The sequence below is a fragment of the Lignipirellula cremea genome, from assembly GCF_056501455.1.
The window spans coordinates 2,992,448-3,013,509 of record NZ_CM151415.1; the positions used below are offsets into that span (position 1 = coordinate 2,992,448).

Annotated in this window: 20 protein-coding genes; 8 read left to right on the top strand and 12 right to left on the bottom strand. The window is 63.8% G+C overall.

The window, feature by feature from the left end; all coding sequences use genetic code 11:
- Positions 1–101 precede the first annotated feature (101 nt).
- The 5 genes from SH602x_RS11725 to SH602x_RS11745 form a co-directional block, all read right to left on the bottom strand.
- Complete coding sequence (locus tag SH602x_RS11725; RefSeq protein WP_479476967.1) at positions 102–1,112, bottom strand: polysaccharide lyase domain-containing protein; 1,011 nt, start codon at positions 1,110–1,112, stop codon at positions 102–104.
- A 312-nt stretch (positions 1,113–1,424) separates the two neighbouring features.
- On the bottom strand, positions 1,425–2,588 hold the full coding sequence (locus SH602x_RS11730; RefSeq protein WP_479476968.1) for a hypothetical protein: 1,164 nt from the start codon (positions 2,586–2,588) through the stop codon (positions 1,425–1,427).
- Positions 2,589–2,720: 132 nt separating this feature from the next.
- Positions 2,721–3,263 carry a hypothetical protein gene (locus SH602x_RS11735; RefSeq protein WP_479476969.1) on the bottom strand — a complete coding sequence of 181 codons (543 nt, stop codon included), beginning with the start codon at positions 3,261–3,263 and terminating at the stop codon, positions 2,721–2,723.
- Between the two features lie 121 nt (positions 3,264–3,384).
- Entirely contained in the window at positions 3,385–4,242 is an 858-nt protein-coding gene (locus SH602x_RS11740; protein WP_479476970.1) for a hypothetical protein, read from the bottom strand.
- 70 nt (positions 4,243–4,312) lie between these two features.
- On the bottom strand, positions 4,313–5,818 hold the full coding sequence (locus SH602x_RS11745) for a hypothetical protein (RefSeq protein WP_479476971.1): 1,506 nt from the start codon (positions 5,816–5,818) through the stop codon (positions 4,313–4,315).
- A gap of 577 nt (positions 5,819–6,395) precedes the next feature.
- Between SH602x_RS11745 and SH602x_RS11750 the strand changes: the two genes are divergently transcribed.
- Entirely contained in the window at positions 6,396–6,626 is a 231-nt protein-coding gene (locus tag SH602x_RS11750; protein ID WP_479468258.1) for a hypothetical protein, read from the top strand.
- A 197-nt stretch (positions 6,627–6,823) separates the two neighbouring features.
- Here the strand turns inward: SH602x_RS11750 and ppdK are convergent, their stop codons facing one another.
- Complete coding sequence (gene ppdK, locus SH602x_RS11755) at positions 6,824–9,538, bottom strand: pyruvate, phosphate dikinase (RefSeq protein WP_479476972.1); 2,715 nt, start codon at positions 9,536–9,538, stop codon at positions 6,824–6,826.
- 431 nt (positions 9,539–9,969) lie between these two features.
- Here ppdK and SH602x_RS11760 point away from each other — a divergent pair, with 431 nt between their 5' ends.
- The 3 genes from SH602x_RS11760 to SH602x_RS11770 all read left to right on the top strand — a co-directional run bounded on the left by SH602x_RS11760 (position 9,970) and on the right by SH602x_RS11770 (position 12,945).
- Positions 9,970–10,851, top strand: a complete 882-nt coding sequence (locus SH602x_RS11760) for a tetratricopeptide repeat protein (RefSeq protein ID WP_479477105.1) — start codon at positions 9,970–9,972, stop codon at positions 10,849–10,851.
- 55 nt (positions 10,852–10,906) lie between these two features.
- Positions 10,907–12,274, top strand: a complete 1,368-nt coding sequence (locus tag SH602x_RS11765; RefSeq protein ID WP_479472661.1) for a transposase — start codon at positions 10,907–10,909, stop codon at positions 12,272–12,274.
- A 98-nt stretch (positions 12,275–12,372) separates the two neighbouring features.
- Positions 12,373–12,945, top strand: a complete 573-nt coding sequence (locus tag SH602x_RS11770) for a hypothetical protein (protein ID WP_479476973.1) — start codon at positions 12,373–12,375, stop codon at positions 12,943–12,945.
- Positions 12,946–13,100: 155 nt separating this feature from the next.
- On the opposite strand, the gene SH602x_RS11775 is transcribed toward SH602x_RS11770, so the two are convergent.
- The 4 genes from SH602x_RS11775 to SH602x_RS11790 form a co-directional block, all read right to left on the bottom strand.
- A complete protein-coding gene (locus tag SH602x_RS11775; RefSeq protein ID WP_479476974.1) occupies positions 13,101–14,033 on the bottom strand; it encodes an alpha/beta hydrolase in 933 nt (310 codons plus the stop codon).
- 80 nt (positions 14,034–14,113) lie between these two features.
- Positions 14,114–14,557: a universal stress protein gene (locus tag SH602x_RS11780; protein ID WP_479476975.1), complete on the bottom strand. Its 444-nt coding sequence runs from the start codon at positions 14,555–14,557 to the stop codon at positions 14,114–14,116.
- Positions 14,558–14,658: 101 nt separating this feature from the next.
- On the bottom strand, positions 14,659–15,597 hold the full coding sequence (locus SH602x_RS11785) for a leucine-rich repeat domain-containing protein (protein WP_479476976.1): 939 nt from the start codon (positions 15,595–15,597) through the stop codon (positions 14,659–14,661).
- Between the two features lie 44 nt (positions 15,598–15,641).
- Positions 15,642–16,952, bottom strand: coding sequence for a Gfo/Idh/MocA family protein (locus SH602x_RS11790; protein ID WP_479476977.1), 1,311 nt, complete (start codon positions 16,950–16,952; stop codon positions 15,642–15,644).
- 151 nt (positions 16,953–17,103) lie between these two features.
- Here SH602x_RS11790 and SH602x_RS11795 point away from each other — a divergent pair, with 151 nt between their 5' ends.
- From SH602x_RS11795 to SH602x_RS11805, 3 genes are read left to right on the top strand one after another with little or no spacing between them, the layout of a single operon-like run.
- Positions 17,104–17,613, top strand: a complete 510-nt coding sequence (locus tag SH602x_RS11795) for a hypothetical protein (protein WP_479476978.1) — start codon at positions 17,104–17,106, stop codon at positions 17,611–17,613.
- Positions 17,614–17,639: 26 nt separating this feature from the next.
- Complete coding sequence (locus SH602x_RS11800; protein WP_479476979.1) at positions 17,640–18,545, top strand: TIGR02587 family membrane protein; 906 nt, start codon at positions 17,640–17,642, stop codon at positions 18,543–18,545.
- Positions 18,546–18,605: 60 nt separating this feature from the next.
- Positions 18,606–18,986 carry a hypothetical protein gene (locus tag SH602x_RS11805; protein WP_479476980.1) on the top strand — a complete coding sequence of 127 codons (381 nt, stop codon included), beginning with the start codon at positions 18,606–18,608 and terminating at the stop codon, positions 18,984–18,986.
- A 231-nt stretch (positions 18,987–19,217) separates the two neighbouring features.
- Here the strand turns inward: SH602x_RS11805 and SH602x_RS11810 are convergent, their stop codons facing one another.
- Entirely contained in the window at positions 19,218–19,529 is a 312-nt protein-coding gene (locus tag SH602x_RS11810) for a hypothetical protein (protein ID WP_479468249.1), read from the bottom strand.
- Positions 19,530–19,832: 303 nt separating this feature from the next.
- Here SH602x_RS11810 and SH602x_RS11815 point away from each other — a divergent pair, with 303 nt between their 5' ends.
- Entirely contained in the window at positions 19,833–20,408 is a 576-nt protein-coding gene (locus SH602x_RS11815; RefSeq protein WP_479476981.1) for an REP-associated tyrosine transposase, read from the top strand.
- Between the two features lie 82 nt (positions 20,409–20,490).
- Here the strand turns inward: SH602x_RS11815 and SH602x_RS11820 are convergent, their stop codons facing one another.
- Complete coding sequence (locus tag SH602x_RS11820; protein ID WP_479476982.1) at positions 20,491–21,051, bottom strand: hypothetical protein; 561 nt, start codon at positions 21,049–21,051, stop codon at positions 20,491–20,493.
- Positions 21,052–21,062 lie beyond the last annotated feature (11 nt).

Genomic DNA, 21,062 nt, shown 5'->3' on the forward strand with positions numbered 1-21,062 from the left:
CCCAGACGCCGCAATTGTACCACGCGACCGCACGAAAAACCCTTTTCGCGCGAGCCGTTTCCCGGACGGGATCCTCGGCCAACCTCGATCGGTCGGGCGAACTACCGCAGCGTTTCGCCGTCGATCGCGATCGTTCCGAGCGTCGCGCGACGGCCATAGCGGTCGAGATCGGAATCCAGCCCGTCGATTGTCAGGTTCAGCGTGCAGCCAGCGGGCTCGAGCCAAAACAGCCCGATCGGTTCCCAGCGACCCTGTTCGGAATCGTAGATCTCGCCCGCCAGACGGATCTTCAGACCTTTGATCGTCACATTGCGCACGCCCGACTTTCCCCCCTGCCAACTGAAGGGGGCCAAGTTGTATCGCCCCTCCGGATCGACTCCCTCGATGGTCAGGTTTTCGATCGACGCGGTAGCCGTATCGTTCTCGCCGCCCCAGCCGAATTGAATCGGGGCGCCGTTGCGTCGATGACGAATCACGACGTTCGCGATCGTCATAGCGTGATAGATCTTGATCCCGTCGTCGGACGTGCTGATCAAGCTGTCGCGAATGGACGATCCGGCCGACCCGATGAAGCCGTCGCTGTTGTTGTTGTCGCCCGGTCGATCGTCGATCAGGTCGCACTCGCTGACGTGCAGGATCGACTTGTTCGCATAGCCGGAGACATTGTACGCCCGCGGATTGAGCGACGTTAGGTTCGACAGATGGACCGTTGCGTCCTGCATTACGCAGACGGCGCCGTACTTCCACTTCTCGTTATCTCCGATCCCTTGTTTCGCGGACCACGCCTGCTCGTCGGTGCCGTAGATCACGGACGTGCGTCGATCCTCGCCCTCGATCCTGAGCAGATTCGTCGGCTCGCGATACGCGATCCGGAAGGCGCCCGTCATGCGCACCTCCTTCGCGACGACGATCTTCTTCACGTCCGCCGGCACGTTCCAGTAGAACCCCTCCTTCGTCTCCGGCATGGACCCCGACGAAACAAAGGTCAGCGTCCCCGACTCCGGTACCCACTTCGTCTCGCCCGAATACGTCAGCCCCGCCTGCGCGTCCGCCGTCGCGACCGCGACGAGGAAGAGAGACGGCACGCCGACCGCGATCCATCGAAAGTTCATCAAAACAGCCTATCCAGCGCGGTATGCAGACGATGCAGGTCGAGTCGATGAACGGCCCTCAGGACCGGCGGGGAGAGGCGGGACGAAATCGCCGCGGCGGCAGCGATCGTGCACGAGAAGCGCCGGCGTGTGCGGAGAGGTTCCTTCCCGCAACCGGCGACCACGGGCGGCTTCCGTCGCCCAGACGCCGCAATTGTACCGCGGGAACCCCCCGGGGAATGACCTTCGCAGTTCGCGTTAACCCGACGCCCGCGAACCGGTTCTGTCGCGGGGTAACTGCCGGAACTTGCGATGAGCCTGAACAGGCGGCGCCTAATCGCCGATCCAGACGATCTCGCAGTCGCTGTTCTCCAGCCGCGAAAGCTTGCTTCGCAGTTCCTCCGCCAGCCCCTCCAACGTCGGGCGGGAGAGGGCTCCTTCGACGGTCAGGCTCACGTCGGACATTCCCTGCACGAAACGGACCACGACTCCGTCGACGACGATTCGCGTCGTGTCGTAGTCGGCGGCCTCCTCGTCGTTCGGTAGCGGTTCGAACGGAATCGCCGGCTCGTACAGGCGTTCGAACAGTTCCAGATCGGGCGGCATCCCGAACTGTTCCTCCAGCGTCGGCAGCTTCCCGAGGAGGTCGAGCGCCGCCTGCAATTCGGGCATCTGCGCCTCGGGCGGCAGCGCGTCGAGGTAGGAGCACCCCGGGCTCATCCGCATCCGCCAGTAGTCGAACAGATGGAGCATTTCTCCGTCGCGGCGGCGGATTCGCGCGCGGGGCCAGCGTCGCTCCGTCAGTCGCGTCCAGCGCCAGTCGTGGAGGTCGAGCTTCCACTCGTCGATGTTCTCGACGAGGCCCTCCTCCCGATCGACCAGTCCGCCGGCGATCGTCAGGCTATGCCCGTCGGAGGAGAGCGTCGCCTCGTGCCGGTCGATCCAGCCGGGGCCGTCGCCGGTCGCGTCGATCCGCTCGATCGCCAGCGTCCGGGTATCGAGCCGCAGGACCTGCGTCTCGCCGCGACGACGGTCGTCGGGATAGCCCAGGTTTCCGACGATCACGATCGCCCGGTCGTCGTCGACGGCGGTCGCGGTATGGAAGTCGGTCGGCGGAAAGTCCGCCTCGGGCCAGCCGAAGATTTCCACGCGATCGTCGGGATGCCGGATCACGACGTCGTTGTAGATGTAGAAGTCGGGGTCGTAGTAGTCCTCGTGCTCGCCGGCGATCCAGAACTCCCGCCCGTCGGAGAGCCCGGTCGTCGTCTGCCCCATGCGGTTGCCCGCCCAGCGAGGCCGCTCGGGGAACGTCGGCCCGGTTCCGAAGCGCTCGTTCGCCTGGTACGGATCGATCTGACCGCGAAAGAGCCAGACCCAGACCGGATTGGTCAGGTTCTCCGCCGGCCTGGTGCCCCGCTTCGCGTCCTGCCAGCGGGCGAAGAGCTCCTTCGTGATCGCAGGATCGGGCGGCAAGTCCCCCGACGCTTCGTCCGTCATGTCTCTGCCCCTTCTCGAAGGATCCTGCTCGCGCGAATCGACTCGCTACTACCAGTGAGTCGACCGTCCGCGACGTTCAGGGTTCGCTTGCAGGACAGATCCTCGACCGACGGGCGTCCCCACGACGCCCCGCTATTTGAAGATCACTTCCGCGTCCGGCGCCGGTTTGTAGCTGATGGAATGGCCCGGCTTCCACTCGCCGTCGATCAGGTACTGGGCCTCGGTCCGCATCTCCCCGGATTCCAGAACCGTCGCGACGGACTTCACCTTCGTGACGCCGTTCGCGCTGCCGGTCACTTCTTCGACGCTCGTCCAGGTATCGCCGTCGATCTCCAGCGTCCCCTTAGTGAAAAACCCGGCAGTGGTGAAGTACCAGCAGACGAGCCGCTCTTCCTTGGCGTCCCACATGATGATCGATTCGCCGCCGTACTGGCCGTCGTTGACCGAGTGGAGCGTGCGGACCGCCTGACCGTTCAGCGCCCGCTCCCATTTGGAGACGTCGAACACCGGCTTCTCGGGCGTCGAGTTCGCGAACTCGCCCTTATACGTCTTGCCCAGCAGCGGCTCGAAGACCTTCAGCTTCTCGTGCAGCGGCGGAGCGCCTTCCTCGCCCCAGGCGAAGGCCTGAACGGAAAGAGCCATGGCGAAGCCGATCGCCAGCGACAGACGGTTCATGCAGGTTCCTCTCAACGACTCACGCCTTCCGAAACGAAACCGCGGCGGAGAGGACCCGCACGCCGTTCGCCCGCCGCCGGCGCCCCGCTCGGCGAACGTCAGGCAGGCGAACTCGATTCTTTTAGTCGGTCGGGAGGCGGTTGTCGAATTTGCTGCGTTCGCGGCGAGTCGGTTCGTCGGTCGATTGCGAAACGGAGGACGCCCGAGCCTGGCGTCGCAGGCGACGAACGTAGAGGGCGGTTAGCGACATGCCGATGACGGGTGGGCCGACCCAAGGCATCAGGGCCAACGCGCCGGGCAACTGATACTCGAATAGCCGATTCACGCCGAACACCAGAAACGCAGTATGAAAGGCGACGCCCGTGCCGCACAGGTTCCCGACGTGCTGGTAGAGCCATTCGCCGCGCCCCGGCGGCGGGCCGAAGACATAGCGGCGCTGGCCTATTGCGACCGCGACGCCGATTCCGCCGACGGCGATCGGCACGAAGTACGCCGCCCAGGGCATGCCGCCGGTCGAGTCCTTCGTCGCCAGCATCCACGCCCCGAACGCCGCGAGCCCCGCCGCACAGATGCCGGTCAGCGCAATCCAGATCGGAAGGGACGTCCTCCGCAGGGCTTCGTGCCGCGCCCGTTCGCGGACCATCTTCGTCCCGAACAGAGCGCCCGTCATGGTCGCCAGCGCCAGGTAGAGCAGAATGGCGAAGATGAACCGATAGATCTCTCGCAGCGTCGCGCCGTTCGCGGCGTCGGGCGCGATCCGCGCGAAGCTGTCGGGATGAGCGAGCGCCCACGCGCAGCTGACGACCGCCGAACTTCCGACGATCCAGACGATTACCGCGAACGCCTTCCCGCATCGGACATGCGTCCGCGATCCCTTCGGCAGCGCGATGATCACCCAAAAGAGCGCGAGCCCCGCCGATCCGCCGACGATGTGGAGAGTTCGGAGGATGGCGTGGAGGGCGGGAAGGAGGTCGGTCATGGCCGAGATTCTAACTTCGCACGCCGTCGATCAGCCCGGCCAATCTGCGACTGCCGCCGGACGGAGACTTCTACGAGGCGACCGCGCCATCGTCCCGCGGAGGATCCTTCAATCCGTTCTGCGAGTCGGGCCGTACGTTCGGCTTCCACCGCCGTCGACCGACGAGATAGAGACCGAGAACGCATGTCACGGCGAACGTGACGCGATACCACCGCAGCCAGGGAAGCTCTCGGGGCGCCGGCCAGGGATCTGGATCGAGCGAGAGCGGATCGAAGATATGCTCCGCATAGACAGGGTCGCTCTCGCGGGCATAGAGGTAGTGCATTCGCCCGCTCTCCGCGAAACCGGCAGGCGTTTCGACGCCGTCCAGAGCGTGACGTTCCGTCAACAGGGGCGAGCCCCCCTCGACGACGTAGCGCTGGACGACGCGGCGAACGTACTTCGTCGGCGTCGTCGCCGGTGCGTACTGCAATGCCTGGACGATCCTCGACTCCTCGGGCGCCCAACCGAGATCCGATCGCAGCACGCAGGTCCACGCTTCGACCCGTGGATCGGCAGTGAAGTAGCGGTCCCAGCCCTCTTCCTTGCCCAGCGGAGCGACGAAGGGCTCGAAGTCGACCCGGTAACGCACGTCGTCGATTCGAGCGACCCGTTTCAGCTTCAACTCCGGCATCGCCGCGATCGCCTGCGTGACGAGCCGAAACGCGTTGAAATCCACCGCCAGATACGGAAAGTCCTCTTCCGGATAGCGACGCATGGTCTCGTCGAGGTGACGGACGGTCATGCCCGTCTCGCGACTCTGTTTCTGCCAGCTTGGAGCGATGTTATCGACGTCGTAACAGACTCCGTCGGAAAGGACGATCGCGCGCTCGGGATTGTATCGCCGTTCGTCGGCGAACGTGAAATGGAATCGGCGATCGGGCTCGACGACGTGGACGTGCGTGCCTGCCGAAAATCCGAACGGCCTACCGCTGACGTCGCGGCCTCGGCAGAAGAGCAGATAACGAGGGGGCGCCGGATCCCGACTCCACGCTTCGCGAATCGCGGACGCGACGCGATCGGCTTCTGCCGCATCGACCGGTTCGCCTTCCGAAAACGGCGCGTCGACCGCGTCGTGTTCGAGCGTCTCCGGCGGCAACTCCGGCAGGGGACGTCCGAGGTAGGCCTCGAAATCGAAGACGACCGGGGAGACGACTATCGGGGAGACGACTGTATTGGAGTTAAGTCGCGAGAACGACGTCAGACGCGGAAGGGCCAGCACGACGTCGCGAGCTTCTCGCGGAACGTCGCTTTCGACGTAGATCCGGTCGATCGGCGGAAGCAGCGGCGCATTCCACGGAATCGCGTCGGGCTCCTCGTCGACAGCGGTCCAGGGAAGGGTGGACACGCTACGACGTACGGTGACCTTTCCGCCGGCCTCGTTCAGCCTCCGGACTGCGTCGCGCTCTTCGACGTACAGGTCGCGGTGAAACTTCCACCAGCCCGCCGCGCTGATGAACAGCAGCATCCCGACCGCCATCCACAGCATGCCGAACCGAGGCACGAACCACCGCGATTTACGAAGCCAGCGAAGCATATGCGTCCAAGGCAAGAGATCCCATCCAATGAGAACGCGGGGGCGAGCGCCGATCCTACGAAGCTGAACCTGGATCGCCGATGCGGCTCCGACGAGACGCTGGGACGGCGTCGTCCTGCGAAATAACGCACCACCGAGAGAAGCTGTTTCCGCGTTCCGTACTTCGTCGGCCTGAGCCTTTCGGATACAAGCCTGCGGGGACATCGCTTCGCCCGACGGTCGCGTTGAACTGCGTGTAGCCTATCGCCGCGATCGCCGACACTGCGTCATGCGATGCGTAACCGCCGACCGCGATCCAGAGAAGCGCCGCCCGCTCAGTCGGCGAGACGCTACCGGCAAAGTCGCCCAAAATGGATAGATGAGTCGAAGGACTGCCGGTCGCCAGCGAGCCCGTGAAGTCGCCGTCGATCCAGATCTTCGACGATCCGGAAGCGACGATCGTCCCGTGAACCGAACCGCCGACGTAGACATGATGAAAGCCGGATGCCTCGATGGTCGAGGACTTCGGAACATCGCCGCAGATGATCGCTTCGTGATGGCCTCCGATCTTTAGGCCAGCATTCAGGTCGCCGTTAACGTGAACGATCCCTCCCTCGGGTGCGGAGATCGTGGCGTCGCTGTCGGCGTCTATCGACAACGCGTCGCCGCCGCCGATCAGAACCGGTTCAGCCTGCGACCGCCGCTCGATCCATCGGAACCGCGAATCACCGTCGTGCCAATACGAAACCGACATTGGAAAGACCATGCCGCCGACGACGTCCAGATGGGCGACTCGGCGCTGAACGCCTGGTGGAATCATTCTGAGTAGGCTCGTTGAGACGTAAGCTCGAATCGCCATCTCCGCTGCATCGCAGATATAGCAAGCTCGTCGAGTCGTGCGAGTATCTCACGAACTCAGAGATCGATACACGAAAAAAGCCGCCCTCTCATCGAGGACGGCTTTCATGGTTTCAGGTTCGACTTCGCGTCGTGGCAGGCGGGGCGCCTGCCCTACGGGAGGAAGAGCTACTTGCTCTTCTTCGCCTTGATCGCGGCCTGGGCGGCGGCGAGGCGGGCGGTGGGGACGCGGAAGGGGGAGCACGAGACGTAGTCGAGGCCGACCGACTCGCAGAAGGCGACCGAGGCGGGATCGCCGCCGTGCTCGCCGCAGATGCCGACCTTGAGGTCCTTCTTGGTTTTGCGACCCTTCTGGACGCCCATCGCGACGAGCTGGCCCACGCCGCTCTGGTCGAGCGAGGCGAACGGATCCTCGTGCAGCAGATCGAGCTTGCGGTAGCTCGGCAGGAAGCTGTTGATGTCGTCGCGGCTGAAGCCGAACGTCATCTGCGTCAGGTCGTTCGTGCCGAAGCTGAAGAAGTCGGCGTCCTTGGCGATCTCGTCGGCGGTGAGGGCCGCGCGGGGCACCTCGATCATCGTGCCGATCTTGATGTCCAGCTTGCCGTCGTACTTCTTCGCCGCCTTGACGGCGTCGATCGTCTCCTGCGTCTTGCCGCGCAGCAGCGTCAGCTCGGCCCGCGTGCCGACGAGCGGGATCATGATCTCGGGCAGCACTTCGATGCCCTTCTTCTGCATGTTGATCGCCGCCTCGACGATCGCCGTGACCTGCATCACGAGGATCTCGGGATAGCTGACCGACAGGCGGCAACCGCGATGACCGAGCATCGGGTTGGACTCGTGCAGTTGCTTGACGCGAGCCGCGATCTGCTGGGCCTTCACGCCGAGCGTCTCGGCCAGTTCTTTCTGGGCCTTGGCGTCGTGCGGGAGGAATTCGTGGAGGGGCGGATCCAGCAGGCGGATGGTGACGGGCTTGCCGGCCATCGCCTTGAAGATGCCTTCGAAGTCCTTTCGCTGATGGGGCAGCAGCTTGGTCAGCGCCTTCTGACGGTCTTCCAGGTTCTCCGCGAGGATCATCTCCCGCATCGAGCTGATGCGGTCTTCCTCGAAGAACATGTGCTCGGTCCGGCAGAGGCCGATGCCCTCGGCGCCGAACTCGACGGCACGCTTGGCGTCTTCCGGCGTGTCGGCGTTGGTGCGAACGCCCAGGCGGCGGTACTCGTTCGACCAGTCCATGATCTGCTTGAAGTCGCCCGACAGCTTCGGCTCCTTGCGGGGAACCTCGCCGAGCATGACTTCGCCCGTGGCGCCGTCGATGCTGATGACGTCCTTGCCGGTGTAGGACTTGCCGCCGACGGTGAACTTGCCGGCCTTCTCGTCGATGGAGATGTCGCCGGCGCCCGCGACGCAGCAGCGACCCCAACCGCGGGCGACGACCGCCGCGTGGCTGGTCATGCCGCCCGTGCTGGTGAGGATGCCTTCGGCGACGTGCATGCCGTCGATATCTTCAGGGCTCGTTTCGGTGCGGACCAGGATGCACTTGCGGGCCTTGTACTTGGTGCCGCCCTGCGCCGCCTCGTCGACCTTCTTCTGTTCGCCGTCGACGAACTTGACCGCTTCGGCCGCGCTGAAGACGGGGAAGCCGACCGCCGCGCCGGGCGAAGCGGGCAGACCCTTGGCGATGGTCGTCGCCTTCTTCTTGTCGGAGGGTTCGAAGCTGGGGAGCATGCACTGGATCAGGTCGCCCGCGGGAACGCGTAGCAGGGCCGTCTCCTTGTCGATCAGCTTCTCGTTGACCATGTCGACGGCGATCTTCACCGCGGCGATGCCGTTCCGCTTGCCGGAACGGGTCTGCAGCATGAAGAGGACGCCCTTCTCGACGGTGAACTCGATGTCCTGCACGTCCTTGTAGTGGGCTTCCAGCTTGTGCTTGATGTCGATCAGCTCGGCATGGCTCTTCTTGTTCCACTTCGCCATCTGGGCGACGGGGATGCCGGTGCGGATGCCCGCGACGACGTCTTCGCCCTGGGCGTTGACCAGGTACTCGCCCCAGAACTCGTTCTTGCCGGTCGACGGATCGCGGGTGAAGGCGACGCCCGTGGCGCTGTCGTCGCCCATGTTGCCGTAGACCATCGACTGGACGTTGACGGCGGTGCCGAGCAGGCCGCGGATCCCTTCGATCTCGCGATAGCGGACGGCCCGGTTCTGCATCCAGCTCTTGAAGACGGCCTCGATGGCCCGTTCGAGCTGAACCATCGGATCCTGCGGGAAGTCTTCGCCCGTGGCGTGCTTGTAGACCTTCTTATAGGCCTCGCAGAGTTCCTTCATCCCTTCGGTCGGGACGTCGGTATCGACTTCGACCTTGTACTTCTTCTTGATCTTGGCGAACTCGGCCTCGTAGTGATGGTGACCGACTTCCATTACGACGTCGCCGAACATGTTGATCAGGCGGCGATACGAGTCGTAGGCGAAGCGCTCGCCCGCTTCGAACAGACCCTTGACCGACTCGTCCGTCAGGCCGAGGTTCAGGATCGTGTTCATCATGCCCGGCATCGAGACGGCGGCGCCGGAGCGGACCGAAACGAGCAGCGGGCTCTTGGAATCGCCGAACTTCTTGCCCAGTTCCTTTTCGAGGGTCGCGATCTGTTCGGCGACCCCTTCCATCATGCCGGCGGGGAGCTTCTTGCCGTTCTTGTAGTAGGCGTCGCAGACCGTCGTCGGGATCGTGAAGCCCGGAGGCACCGGCAGCCCGATCGACGTCATCTCGGCCAGGTTGAGTCCCTTGCCGCCGAGGATGTCCTTGCCGACGGGCTTGCCGTCGGGTCCGTTGCGATCGGTGCGGGTTTTGCCGAAGTAGTAGAGTTCGACCGAGCTTTTCTTCGCCATGAATGAGCCTTCGAGTGCGGTTCGACCGGTCTGCGAGCGAGGGAGCGGGAGCTTCCTCGAAACGTCCGGAACGAGCATCCGGGCGGAAAAAGGGAGCTGCGGGCGCAGACTTTGCGCGACCGGCTCGCCCGGATGAAACCGCGAAGTCTAAAGCGACCCCCCCGTTGCGTCAACCGATCGACGCGGAGGGCGTCGCGACGCCCTGACGTGCGATGGGAAGGCGGGGAATTCGACCAAGGAATTCCCGCAAAGAGCGAAAACTCACGGAGCTTCGCCCAATCTTCCCGACAGGGCCTCTCGCCGAAGCGAAACGAGGTCGAATTCGTGCGGCACGGCAATGCTCCACTCGTCGACGGTAGAATCGGCGATTCTCGTTAACCTGTCGCCGCCACTGATTCTTTGTGCGGAGCGCTTCCGTGAACGGCATCGTCATGGCGAATTCGTCCCTCCTTCTATGCGTCGTCGCGGCGACGTCGATCGCACCGATTCTCGCGTTCGGCGACGATCTGGAGGTAGGCGACGCGGCTTATCGCGAGTCGGACTGGGACGGCGCGATCGCCGCGTATACGAAATATCTTCAGGGACACCCTAACGACGCGAAGACGTTGGCTTCGCGGGCCATAACGTATTCTTATCGTGCAGGCGATGGCGACCTAGAACGAGCGGAAACCGATGCTGAAAAGGCGAAGCTGCTTGATCCGGAGTCTGCTTGGGTCCGGTCTGTCCGAGGAGACGTGCATCGCGCGAAGAAAGAGTACGACGACGCCGTCGGCGAATTTACGGAGTCGATTCGACTGGACCCTCAGAATGCGATGACTTACGGCAATCGAGGCGGAGCCCGACTCGAAAAAGGCGAGTACGACCTGGCCATCGCGGATTTTGAAGAAGCCGTCCGACTGGCTCCTGGAAATCCGGTCGCTTACTCGGGTCGAGCGATGGCGTTTATCCGCAGGGCTACCAAACCCGGAAGCGAAATCGACGGAAAAGCCGAATCCGCCATTCTCGCCGATTGCGACAAGATGCTCGAACTGGATCCGGAATTCCCGCGCGTACCGTTTTTCCGAGCGTACGCGAAGATGCTCCCGTTCTTGCGACTGGATCAGATCGCGAGAGAGAACGGCGTCAGCGGTCCGGCGCTGGTCGAATATGCGATGGGCGATGACGCCGATCGGCGGATCGCCGAAGTTCTCGCCGAACTGGATGCCGCGATTCGTATCGAGGCGGAGAATTCCGACGCGTATTTTCTGCGAGGAATTCTTCGTGCCCTGAACGACGAAGAGGACGCCGCGATCCGTGATCTAACAGCCCGTTGATTTTCGCCCTGCCTGCGCTATCCTCGCGTGATCTCGACGCGGGGGAGGAATCGCGATGGGCTTGGGCAAGCGGAAGCGGGAGACGCAGGGGACGTTCTGGGTTCCGACGGACAAGCTGGGGAGCGGTCCGCGAAACGTCTTCTACGACCGTCTGAACGGGCTGCTGGCCGAGATCGAATTCGACGGACGGCTCGAAGAGGCGGCCGCTCCGTACTACGAAACGACGGGGCGAAAGAGCCTGGCGCCGGGCGTCTACTTCCGGATGCTGTTCATCGGTTACTTCGAGGGGATCGACAGCCAGCGCGGCATCGCCTGGCGCTGCGACGACAGTCGCTCGCTGGCCCGTTTCCTGGGCTTCGGTCCCGGCGAGGAGACGCCGGACCATTCGACGCTCACGCTGACGCGAAACCGGCTGCCGCTGGAGATCCATCAGCTCGCGTTCGACCTGGTTCTCGGCCTCTGCCACGAGAAGGGTCTGCTCAAGGGCAAAACGCTCGGCGTCGACGCCAGCGATCTCGAAGCGAACGCTTCGATGAAGTCGATCGTCCGCCGGGAGAACGGCGACGACTGGCAGGAGTACGTTCGCAAGCTCTACGAAGCCGAAACGGGCGTAAGCGACCCGGACGACGAGGAGCTGCGCCGCTTCGACAGGAAGCGGAAGGACAAGAAGGTCTCCAACGACGAGTGGGTCAATCCGCACGATCCCGACGCTCGGATCGGGAAGATGAAGGACGGTCGCACGCATCTCAAGTACAAGGTCGAACACGCCGTCGATCTGGAGACGGACGTGATCGTCGCGGCGGAAGTCTACGAAGGGACCGCCGGCGACTGCCGGACGATCGAAGATACCGTGAACGCCGCGCGAACGAACCTGCGCGAGGCGGGCACGGGCTGCGACGTGGAAGAGGTCGCGGCGGACAAGGGCTATCACAGCGAAGAGTCGCTCGACCGGCTGCAGCACGAGACGCACGTGCGGACGTATATTCCGCAGCCGAAGCGAGCGAAGTCTCGGAAGCGAAAACGCAAGCCGCCGAGTCGTCAGGCGGCCTATCGTCGCAATCGCCGGAACGCGCGCGGACGTCGCGGTCGCAGGCTGCAGCGTCTACGAAGCGAGAAGGTCGAGCGGACGTTCGCGCACGTGCTCGAAACGGGCGGCGGCAGGAGAACCTGGCTTCGCGGGCTGGCCAAGATCCGCAAGCGCTACCTCGTCGCCGCCGTCGCTTACAACTTGGGACGGATCCTGCGCCAACTCCTCGGCGCCGGTAAGCCGAAACAGTTCGGAGAACTGGGAGCAGCGCTTTCCGCCGCGTTTGGGCTCTCCAGCTTCGCTGATTTCGCCGTCGGATCGCATCGAGCGATCTTAAGCATCTCGGTCGCCGTCCGGCTCCCGCTCCTGATGCCTCGACGCTCAGCGACCTTTTGAACGCTCAGGCTCTCGCGAACAGGGAAATCAACGGACTGCTAACGGAGGCGGTACGACTCGATCCAACGTCGTATCGCGTTCACGAGCGTCTGGCGAAATTGTATGAATCGAAGCGGCGCTATTACGACGCGTTGGGGTGCTATTCCGCGCTCGTCGCCAAATATCCTGAATCGCAGAAGGCGAAGTCGGATCTAGAGCGTTTATCGAAGCTCGTGCGGGAAACTTGGGACGAGCCTGCGATCGAAGTGGTGGACGTAGCCCTCGATACGGAGATGAAGTCCGTCATCGTGAAAAAGAGCCCGTCCATTTTGATGACGCCGGGGACGGAAAAGGTGGTCGAGGACACCGTTCGCGTACGTCACACGACGTCCGTATCCGACGGATGGACGGCCGGCGTCGAGGTCAAAGGAAAGGTGCACGCGTGGTTCGCGGAAATAGGCGCGGCTGTGCAGGCCGGCATCGAGAAGAAGACGGAACGCACGTTCGGAACCGAGACTGAGACGAAACGCAGCGTAACTCTGAAAGCGAGTTCAGGCGGTCCGAAAGTCCGCGTCGTCTGGGTCGATTACTATCGAACTGGCAAGGCGAAGGTCGATATCGACGGCCAGACCTTCGAGCTTCCGTTCGAGTTCAAAGAGGACTTCGACCTGCTAACTGAGGCCGCCGACTGACGCGGACTCTCGCGCGTCGCGGCGGAGCAATCGTCATTCTTCGAGGAGACGAGCAGGGCAGCCCAGTCGCTCGTCAACCTGAGCTGCCCAGTTTTCCAGGTTTCGTATTGCTTGGCCATCGCCTCTGAAATCCATTGTTCTCGAAGCAGATCTCATCAATTCTTCGCGAAGAACTGCTCGACCGTCGGTTCGCCTTCGAGCCAGCCGAGGGAGGCGAGGAACCGATCGGCGGAGGCGAGCGTCGCCAGGAAGTCCTTGCCGCCCGCGTTTCCGTAGTTGAAGAAGCCGTGCTCGCGACCCTCGTAGAGATCGAGTTCGCACCGCACGCCCGCCGCCTTCATCCGCTGGGCGAACTGGCGGTTTCCCTCGATGAGGAAGTCCTTCGTTCCGATCAGGACGATCGTGGGAGGATCCTTCGCGTCGACGTGATTCGCCGGCGAGAGAGCCGTCGGTTCGACGCCCAGGCGCTTCGCGAGACCGGCCGCCCGTTCGCGGTCCGCCTTGGGAAGGCTCGGGTCGAACGAGACCGCAGGGTTGAACAGGACGAGCGCTTCGGGGCGCGAACTGATGGACGCGTCCTCCTCTGCTTCGTCGAAGCCGTCGATCGTGCCCGTGCAGGCCGCGAGGTGCCCGCCTGCCGATCCGCCGCCGGCGGCGATGCGAGTCGGATCGACGCCCAGTTCGGCGGCGTGAGCGCGGACCCATCGCACCGCCGACTTGGCGTCGCGGACGCAGTCGACGGCCTTGACCTTGTGGCGACTGCCGACGCGATAGTCCGCGGTGATCGCCACCATGCCGCGCGAGGCGAGGTAGCGGCACTGCTGTTCGAACTGTTCCGGCGAGCCGCTCGTCCAGCCGCCGCCGAAGAAGAAGACGATCGCTGGTTTCGCGTCGGTCGGCCGATGGCCTTCCGGCGAGTAGATCCAGAGCTTCAGCTTGACGTCGCCGACGGTCTTATAGACGCGTTCCTGCGCACCCTCCAGCTTCGGCGGATACGCCCGCTGTCCGAACGCCGTGCCGACGAAGCTCAGAAAGAGGAGCGTCGCGACGAGTCGCGCAGCAGAATTCTTCGACGATGCGGCGGACATAGTTTCGAACCTTATAAGACTGCGGATGCGAAGACGTGACATGCGATCCGCGGAGAAGCCGTTCGAGGACAGGACCCCGCCTACGCCAGTTTGCCGCCTGCGTCCGAGCTTCTCAGCGACAGGACGGGGCACTCGGCGTTGCGAACGACGTACTCCGCGGTGCTCCCCATGAGCAGACGGGTCCACCCGCTGCGACCATGCGTCGAAATGACGATCAGGTCGGCCCGCTCGTCGCGCGCGACGTCGATGATCGCCGCGCCCGGATCTCCCTCGACGACGAGCCTCCGGACGCGGGGCCTCGGTTCAGGAATCGGGAATTGCTCGAGGCGTCGTTCGAGTAACTGAAGAGCTTCGTGCTCCTCGATCGCGGGATCTCGATCGTTGCCGATCGCCATCGGGACGTCTGCCGCGTGCAGCAGGATCAACTCGGCTTCGCTTTCGCGAGCGAGCGCCGTCGCCATCTCGACCGCGGCGCGGCTGAAATCGGAGAAGTCGGTGGGGCAGAGGATCTTCGTGAACTTCATGATGGGGGCTTCCGGGAGAAAAGCCTTCGGGGCGGTGGGGGGTCGATCCTGCAAGCGTCGCGCGCGGCGCTTCGCTTCGACAGTCCGCGACAGCCTCTTTTCTACTTCAGCGTGAACGTCTGGTGCGGCGTGGCGTAGAAGCCGTCCATTCGTTTGCCGGCGAACATAGCCTCGACTTCGAGAACCTTCTTCGAGCCGATGAGGCCGATGCCCGGCAGAACGGCCTTCAGTTTGCGATGTCCTTTCAAGCAGGCGAACGCCTCGGGCGGAAGCTTGTAACATTCCATCACGATCAGGTCTTCCAGCGCCGGCGCTTTGTCCAGTCCCTCCAGCGTTTCGAGCCCGTTCATCGTCTCCAGATGAACCCGGCGCAGCTTCTTAAGCATTCCGAGACCGGGCAGTCGCGTGACCTGTTTCAGCCCGTCCAGCAACAGGTACTGCAGCGTCGCGATCGAGGCGACCGGACCGAGGTCGGCCAGCCCGCGGACACGCATCAGACTGAGCGCCTTCAGTTTGGGCAGGTCCGCGACGGGCGAGATGTCCGTCGCGCTGCCGAACTGCAGATGAAATCGCTCCAGCTTCTTCATGCCTGCGAGGATCGACAGATCTGGCGACGACTGGCTGCCGAGCCAGAGTCGCTGGAGTCCGACGAGCTTTCCGATCGTCTCGAAGTTCTTTAGATTCCCGATCAGGCCGAGTTCGCGCAGCTCCGTGAACGATTCGAGGAAGGCGAGCGATGCTTTCTTCGATTTCGTCTCGCCCAGACTGAGCCAATTCAGCGACGAGGCGAAGCGCTCGATCGGGTCGTAAGATAAGACGCCCGGAAGCGAAATCGAAAGGCGCTCGATGTCGCGATAGTGCTTCAGAAAATCGAGATCGTAGACGCCCTCCTGCGACCAGGGCTTCGGCCCCAGGTACGACGCCTCGATCCCGCCAACGCCTTCCCGGTGGAGCTTTTGTCCGAGCGCGCGATGCTGCGCATCGTAGAGTCCCGGCGGAAGTCGATAGAGTTCGACTTCCGAATCGCTGAGTAGATTCATCCGATGAACGCCCCGACGGAAGAGCGCGACGCGAGACGTTCGGATCAGACCGCCCAGGTCCGCGCGGGCCGCGTGCGGAGCAAGTTCGCTTCGTCGTCGTTGACGAACTCTTCTTTGACCGGATCGAGCTCTACCTTCCGACGGAGGATCCAGGCGATCGCGGCGGCGTGCGACGCGATGTGGGATCGGCGCATGACGTCCTGATTGGCGTTCGCCATGCTGCGCGAGCGGATGCAGTCGATCCAGTTCCGCGCGTGGGCGCCGACGTCGAGACCGCGGACCTTCGTCGCCGCGTCGGGGATCTCCTTCTGCAACGCCGGCGTCGACGCGAGAACCTCCCCGCTGTCGCCCGTTTCGACCGAGCCCTCGTCGCCGATGAATCGCACGGGGCAGGTGCCCAGCCGCGTGACGTAATGCGGATCGCGGTTGCCGAAGGGCTCGGGCAGGAAGTCGATGATCAGCTTCACGTCGTTCGCGTAAGTGCAGACGATCTTGTCGCTCTGCGGTTCGTACGCGATCGGCATGGTGTCGTCGGCCTGGTTCGCCCACTGGCACAGATCGAGCGTATGGGCCGTCCAGTCGAGCAGCCGGGCGCCCGAGTCGAAGTCCCAGTGACCGCGCCAGCCGCCGTCGACGTACTTCTGATTGAAGGGTCGCCACGCGGCCGGCCCGAGCCAGAGGTTCCAGTCGCAGGCTTCCTTCGCCGGCTGCGGCTGGGCGGGCAGCCACGTGTTATCGAGCACGGGCATGTAAGCCGAAGCGTGCAGCGTATGGAGCTTGCCGAGCTTTCCGCTCTGGGCGAGCTTCACCGCGGTCTCGAAGTTGGGCACGCTGCGTCGCTGGGTACCGGCCTGGAAGACCCGCTTCTCGCGATGCATCGTGTCGGCGAGCGTCTGGCAGTCGCCGATGGTGATGCCGCAGGGCTTCTCGCTGTAGACGTCCTTGCCGACCTCCGCCGCGAGGATCGACGCCGCCGCGTGCCAGCGATCGCCCGTTGCGATCAGCACGGCGTCGATATCCTTCCGGTCGAGGACCTCGCGAAAGTCGCGATAGAGCTTGCAGTCGCTGTCGCCGTATTTCCCGTCGACCAGCTTCTTCCCCGCGTCGCGGCGGCTGGCCTGCACGTCGGCGATCGCGACGCACCGCAGGTCGGCCATCTCCAGCATCGACGTCAGGTCGTACGTGCAGCGCGGCCCGATGCCGATCACGCCCAGGTTGATCCGCTCGCTCGGCGCCGTGGCTCCGTCTTTGCCCAGAGCGCTGGCCGGGATGATGGTGGGCAGAGCGGCGGCCGCGGCAGCGGCGGTCGCCGTCAGAACGAAGTCGCGACGCGACGGGTTGGAACGCAGATTCATGGCGGGATCCTTTGCGCGGCGGAGAGAGGAGAGTTCGCAGCGAACGCCCACGCAGGCGGGTTCATCGAAATAGTCTAACCGAAGCGAAGCCCGGCGCCGAAAACCCCGCCTTCGCGCATCCGACGACGGGCCGAGCGCGTAGACTTGCGATATGACCGACGAAGCGGAAAAACAGGATGGGGACTCGGAAATCGAGAAGGCGACGGCCTATCACGAGGCAGGGCATGCGGTCCTCGCGCTCTACCTGGGGCGTCCCGTCCATCGCGTGAGCGTCCTCCCAAATCAGCTTCGCCTGGGAGCGGTCGAACTGACTCGCGGCATGGCCCGACCGTCGAAGGACTTCGTCGAGGACGAATCGATCTTTCTGCTCGCCGGGATGGTCGCCGAGGCCCGGCACACCGGCGCCTATTCGCATGGCCACGCAGGCGCCGATCTGCGGGCGGTGCGCGAACTGATCGCGACGCGGGCGGCGACCGAACGGCAGGCCGAAAAGCTGGAACGCCGCTTCCTCGACAAGACCGAGTACCTGCTCGACGACCCCGCGCTCTGGATGGCGGTCGAGCTTCTCGTCGCCGAACTGCTGGCTAAGAAGACGGTAAGCGGCCGGGCCGTGAAGCACTTCTACGAACTGGCCGAGCGGAAGGCCGAGAAGCAGGCTTAAGCGGCGTCTTTTCGATTCGGAACTCCATGGCCTTCGATTCGAGCGACCCCGATCCGGAACGACGCGAACTTCGCGAGTCGATCCGCGAGTATGGCCGCGGCACGGCGGGCGGCCTGCTCTTCAGCATGCCGCTGCTCTATACGGAAGAACTCTGGCATACCGGCTTCCTCGCCGACTCGCCGCGGTTGATCGCCTACGTGGCCGTCAGCTTCTGCCTGTTGCTGGGCTACAACCGCTTCGCGGGCATGCGGCGGGACGCCCGATGGTGGGAGGTCGCGGTCGATTCGATCGAGGAGATGGGGATCGGGCTGGTGATCTCGGCGCTCGTGCTGTTTCTGCTGGCGCAGATCGAGTTCGACATGCCGCTGTCCGAGATCGTAGGCAAGATCGTGATCGCCTCGATGACCGTCGCCGTCGGCGTCTCGGTCGGCACGGCCCAACTCGGCGGAGCGAGCGGGGAGGGCGATGACGGCGGCATGAAGGACGATCCTGCCTCCGAATTGAAATCCGATCCGGACCGGCCCGTCTCCGCGTTCGATCGGCTGGGCCACCTGACGCTCGCCTTCTGCGGCGCCGTGCTGTTCGCGTCGAACATCGGAGCGACGCTGGAGATTCCGCGGCTCGGCATGGAGGCGTCGTCTCCCCGGCTGCTCGGCCTGGTCGCGCTGTCGCTGACGATCGGGACGGTGATCCTGTTCTTCAGCGACTTTCGCGGGTCGGGCCGGCTACTGCCGAAGAAAAGCGTCGCAGGAATCGCCGTCGGTCTCGCCGGCAGTTACGGGGCCGCGCTGGCCGCGTCGGCGATGATGCTCTGGTTCTTCGAACGGCTGGAGGGGAACGCTCCCTTCGAAGCCGTTTCGCAGATCGTCGTGCTGGCCTTCCCCTCTACCCTCGGCGCCTGCGCGGGCCGGCTGCTCATTCAGTCGCAGTGAGCAGTCGCACTCAGGAGCGACACAGTAATAGTGTGCGGCGAAGACGAAACAGGCGCATCGATGAAGAGCGACAAGAACTGGCTTGAATGGCTCGTCTTCGGCGTCGGGGCGCTGCTCGTATCGACGACCGTCGGCTACCTCGCGTACGATGCGATCGCGGTGACGCCGAGCCCTCCGTCGCTCGAAGCGCGGCTCGGCGAACCGGCCCCGGCGCCGGGCGGATTCTCCGTCCCCGTCGTCGTGCATAACCGCGGCACGCAAGCCGCGGCGTCGGTCGTCGTGCGGGTGGAAAAGCGTTCGAGCGACGGCGAAACCGAGTCTGCCGAACTGACGATCGACATGCTTCCGGGCGAAGCGTCGCGCGAGGGCACGGTGGTCTTCTCCGGCGATCCCGGCTCCGCTGAGTTGAGCGCGCTGCCCATCAGCTTTCAGCGACCTTAGCGGGCCGTCGATCAGTACTCGTCAGGATGGATTCTGTCTGGTGTGCCATGCCCACATCGCGAAGCAGGGTGGGCATGCAGGGAGCGGTCGGAGAGCTTTCCTGACGTTGAGCGATGGACGCTCACGGATCGGCCTACCTGGAGCAGCGCCGCATATTTCCTGCTCTCCAGAATCGACGAGCGGTTCCGCTCGCGCGTCCTTAAAGGCGAGGCTTCGCCGACGTCGGACCTCTCAGTCCTGCGCCCGCTTCGCGGCGGCCTTGCGGGTCGCGGCTTTCCGCGTCGGACCTTCGAGGCCTGAATCGACGATTCGGGAGAGCGTGTCGCGTCGCTTGGTGATCCGCTCGGCTTCGACGACGCCGCGGACCTCTTCCTGCGCGATCCAGGCGACCTCGTGGTTCTTCGGTCCTTCGGGCGTCTCGTCGATGTCGAAGAAGCGAAACGCTTTCGCCTTCTCGTCATGACGCCAGTCGTCGCTTTCGACGTTGAACGACGAGCCGTCGCGCATCAGCACGACGAACTGCCCTTTTTCGTACTCGGGCACGATCAGATCCTGGAAGCGTGGGAGATCAGCGAACGACTACGTCGATCGTAGCTTCCCGTGCGTCCCTGCGATCTTCAAGTAGGCCTGCCGCGGCACGATGCGACCGAATGCGAAGCGTCCGCTCCCTCCCCATCGCTACAATCGTCGCGACGGGAATGCTGCCTGCGTGCGAAGTCCGGACCTGCTGTGCGTGGACGGAACGTCCGCGATCAGTGACCCTCGAACCGCGAATCGTCGGGTGCCACTGGCTCCGCCAGTGCCCCGACGGAACCCGGCAACCAGTCTTCCACTTCGATTGACGAAATGGAACCTCGAAAGAAGCTCCGTCGTTACCACGAGCCAGGCCACCTGCACGAGCTGACTTTCTCGTGCTTCCGACGTCTGCCGCTGCTCGACTCCGACGATCGTCGAAGAAAGCTCGCCCGTTGCATCGATGCCGCAGGCGAGGAGACGAACGTCCGATTGCTGGCCTTCGTCTTCATGCCGGAGCACGTTCATCTGCTCGTTCAGCCAGACGATGCGAACCCGCGGCTCGACCTCTACCTCGCCCGGATCAAGCAGCCGTTCTCCGAGCAGATGCACAAAGCTCTCTCTACCGAGAACCCGGAACTGCTCGAACGACTGACCGTGCAGGAACGTCCCGGCAAGAAGACCTTCCGCTTCTGGATGCCTGGCGGCGGCTACGACCGCAACCTATTCACCCCGGAGGCCATCGCCGCCAGCCTCGACTACCTGCACGGCAACCCGGTGAAGCGGGGCCTCTGCGAGCGGGCCATCGAATGGAAGTGGTCGTCGGTTCGCTTCTACTTGGATGCCTTAGCCACCCCCGACTTCGACCTGCCCCGACTTACGCCTTTGCCGATGGGCAGTCTTCACTGACGCCGGGGCACTGGCGGAGCCAGTGGCACCCGGCTCTGCGATCCGATTCTTCCAATCGCCTGAGCAATGGCGAGAGGCTCACTTACTTGAACTCACGCAGGATTAGCTTCGCAGTCACAGCCGCGATTGGATTGTCGTATCCGTCAGCCGCCATACGAATGATGCTTTCACGCAGCCACTCGGCGTCATACAGTTCCCATCCCATTAGTTGAAAGTATGACCTGACCGTCTCACGACTCGAAGGCGCGATCCGTCCGGCTGCGAGGCAAAGCTGCACTTTAGGCGCTTTCCTCACAGACTTCGTTGCCGCCAGTTGAGCGATGAGTCGGTTAAACACGACCCTCCTCGTGACGGGCTCATTGAAGAGTTTGAATCGCTTCGCAAAGCGACTGCTATGATCGAATGCCGCGCGGTTGACGCCGCTGGAGTCCAGATATGACTTGCACTCGACCACACGCAATAGGTTATCGCCGGGCCGATATCCGACGACATCGAGTTCCCAACGAGGCGACGTCGCGCGACCTATGTCTCGCTTTTCCTGCGGCGTCAGGCTCACCTTGAGCGACGTCCGAACCCAAAAGCCGTCGCGTTCCAGAATTGCGGCCACGACGGCTTCGAACGCATCCATTGAATAATCAGACAAGTAGGTTCACG

Bases quoted from the DNA above. Each gene is read 5' to 3' on its own strand.
- SH602x_RS11800 (WP_479476979.1), top strand. From the start codon at position 17,640: ATGGCCTTCGATTCGAGCGACCCCGATCCGGAACGACGCGAACTTCGC.
- SH602x_RS11780 (WP_479476975.1), bottom strand. From the start codon at position 14,557: ATGAAGTTCACGAAGATCCTCTGCCCCACCGACTTCTCCGATTTCAGC.
- SH602x_RS11790 (WP_479476977.1), bottom strand. From the start codon at position 16,952: ATGAATCTGCGTTCCAACCCGTCGCGTCGCGACTTCGTTCTGACGGCG.
- SH602x_RS11740 (WP_479476970.1), bottom strand. From the start codon at position 4,242: ATGACCGACCTCCTTCCCGCCCTCCACGCCATCCTCCGAACTCTCCAC.
- ppdK (WP_479476972.1), bottom strand. From the start codon at position 9,538: ATGGCGAAGAAAAGCTCGGTCGAACTCTACTACTTCGGCAAAACCCGC.
- SH602x_RS11765 (WP_479472661.1), top strand. From the start codon at position 10,907: ATGGGCTTGGGCAAGCGGAAGCGGGAGACGCAGGGGACGTTCTGGGTT.
- SH602x_RS11805 (WP_479476980.1), top strand. From the start codon at position 18,606: ATGAAGAGCGACAAGAACTGGCTTGAATGGCTCGTCTTCGGCGTCGGG.
- SH602x_RS11795 (WP_479476978.1), top strand. From the start codon at position 17,104: ATGACCGACGAAGCGGAAAAACAGGATGGGGACTCGGAAATCGAGAAG.
- SH602x_RS11815 (WP_479476981.1), top strand. From the start codon at position 19,833: ATGGAACCTCGAAAGAAGCTCCGTCGTTACCACGAGCCAGGCCACCTG.
- SH602x_RS11760 (WP_479477105.1), top strand. From the start codon at position 9,970: ATGGCGAATTCGTCCCTCCTTCTATGCGTCGTCGCGGCGACGTCGATC.
- SH602x_RS11735 (WP_479476969.1), bottom strand. From the start codon at position 3,263: ATGAACCGTCTGTCGCTGGCGATCGGCTTCGCCATGGCTCTTTCCGTT.
- SH602x_RS11745 (WP_479476971.1), bottom strand. From the start codon at position 5,818: ATGCTTCGCTGGCTTCGTAAATCGCGGTGGTTCGTGCCTCGGTTCGGC.
- SH602x_RS11725 (WP_479476967.1), bottom strand. From the start codon at position 1,112: ATGAACTTTCGATGGATCGCGGTCGGCGTGCCGTCTCTCTTCCTCGTC.
- SH602x_RS11785 (WP_479476976.1), bottom strand. From the start codon at position 15,597: ATGAATCTACTCAGCGATTCGGAAGTCGAACTCTATCGACTTCCGCCG.
- SH602x_RS11775 (WP_479476974.1), bottom strand. From the start codon at position 14,033: ATGTCCGCCGCATCGTCGAAGAATTCTGCTGCGCGACTCGTCGCGACG.
- SH602x_RS11730 (WP_479476968.1), bottom strand. From the start codon at position 2,588: ATGACGGACGAAGCGTCGGGGGACTTGCCGCCCGATCCTGCGATCACG.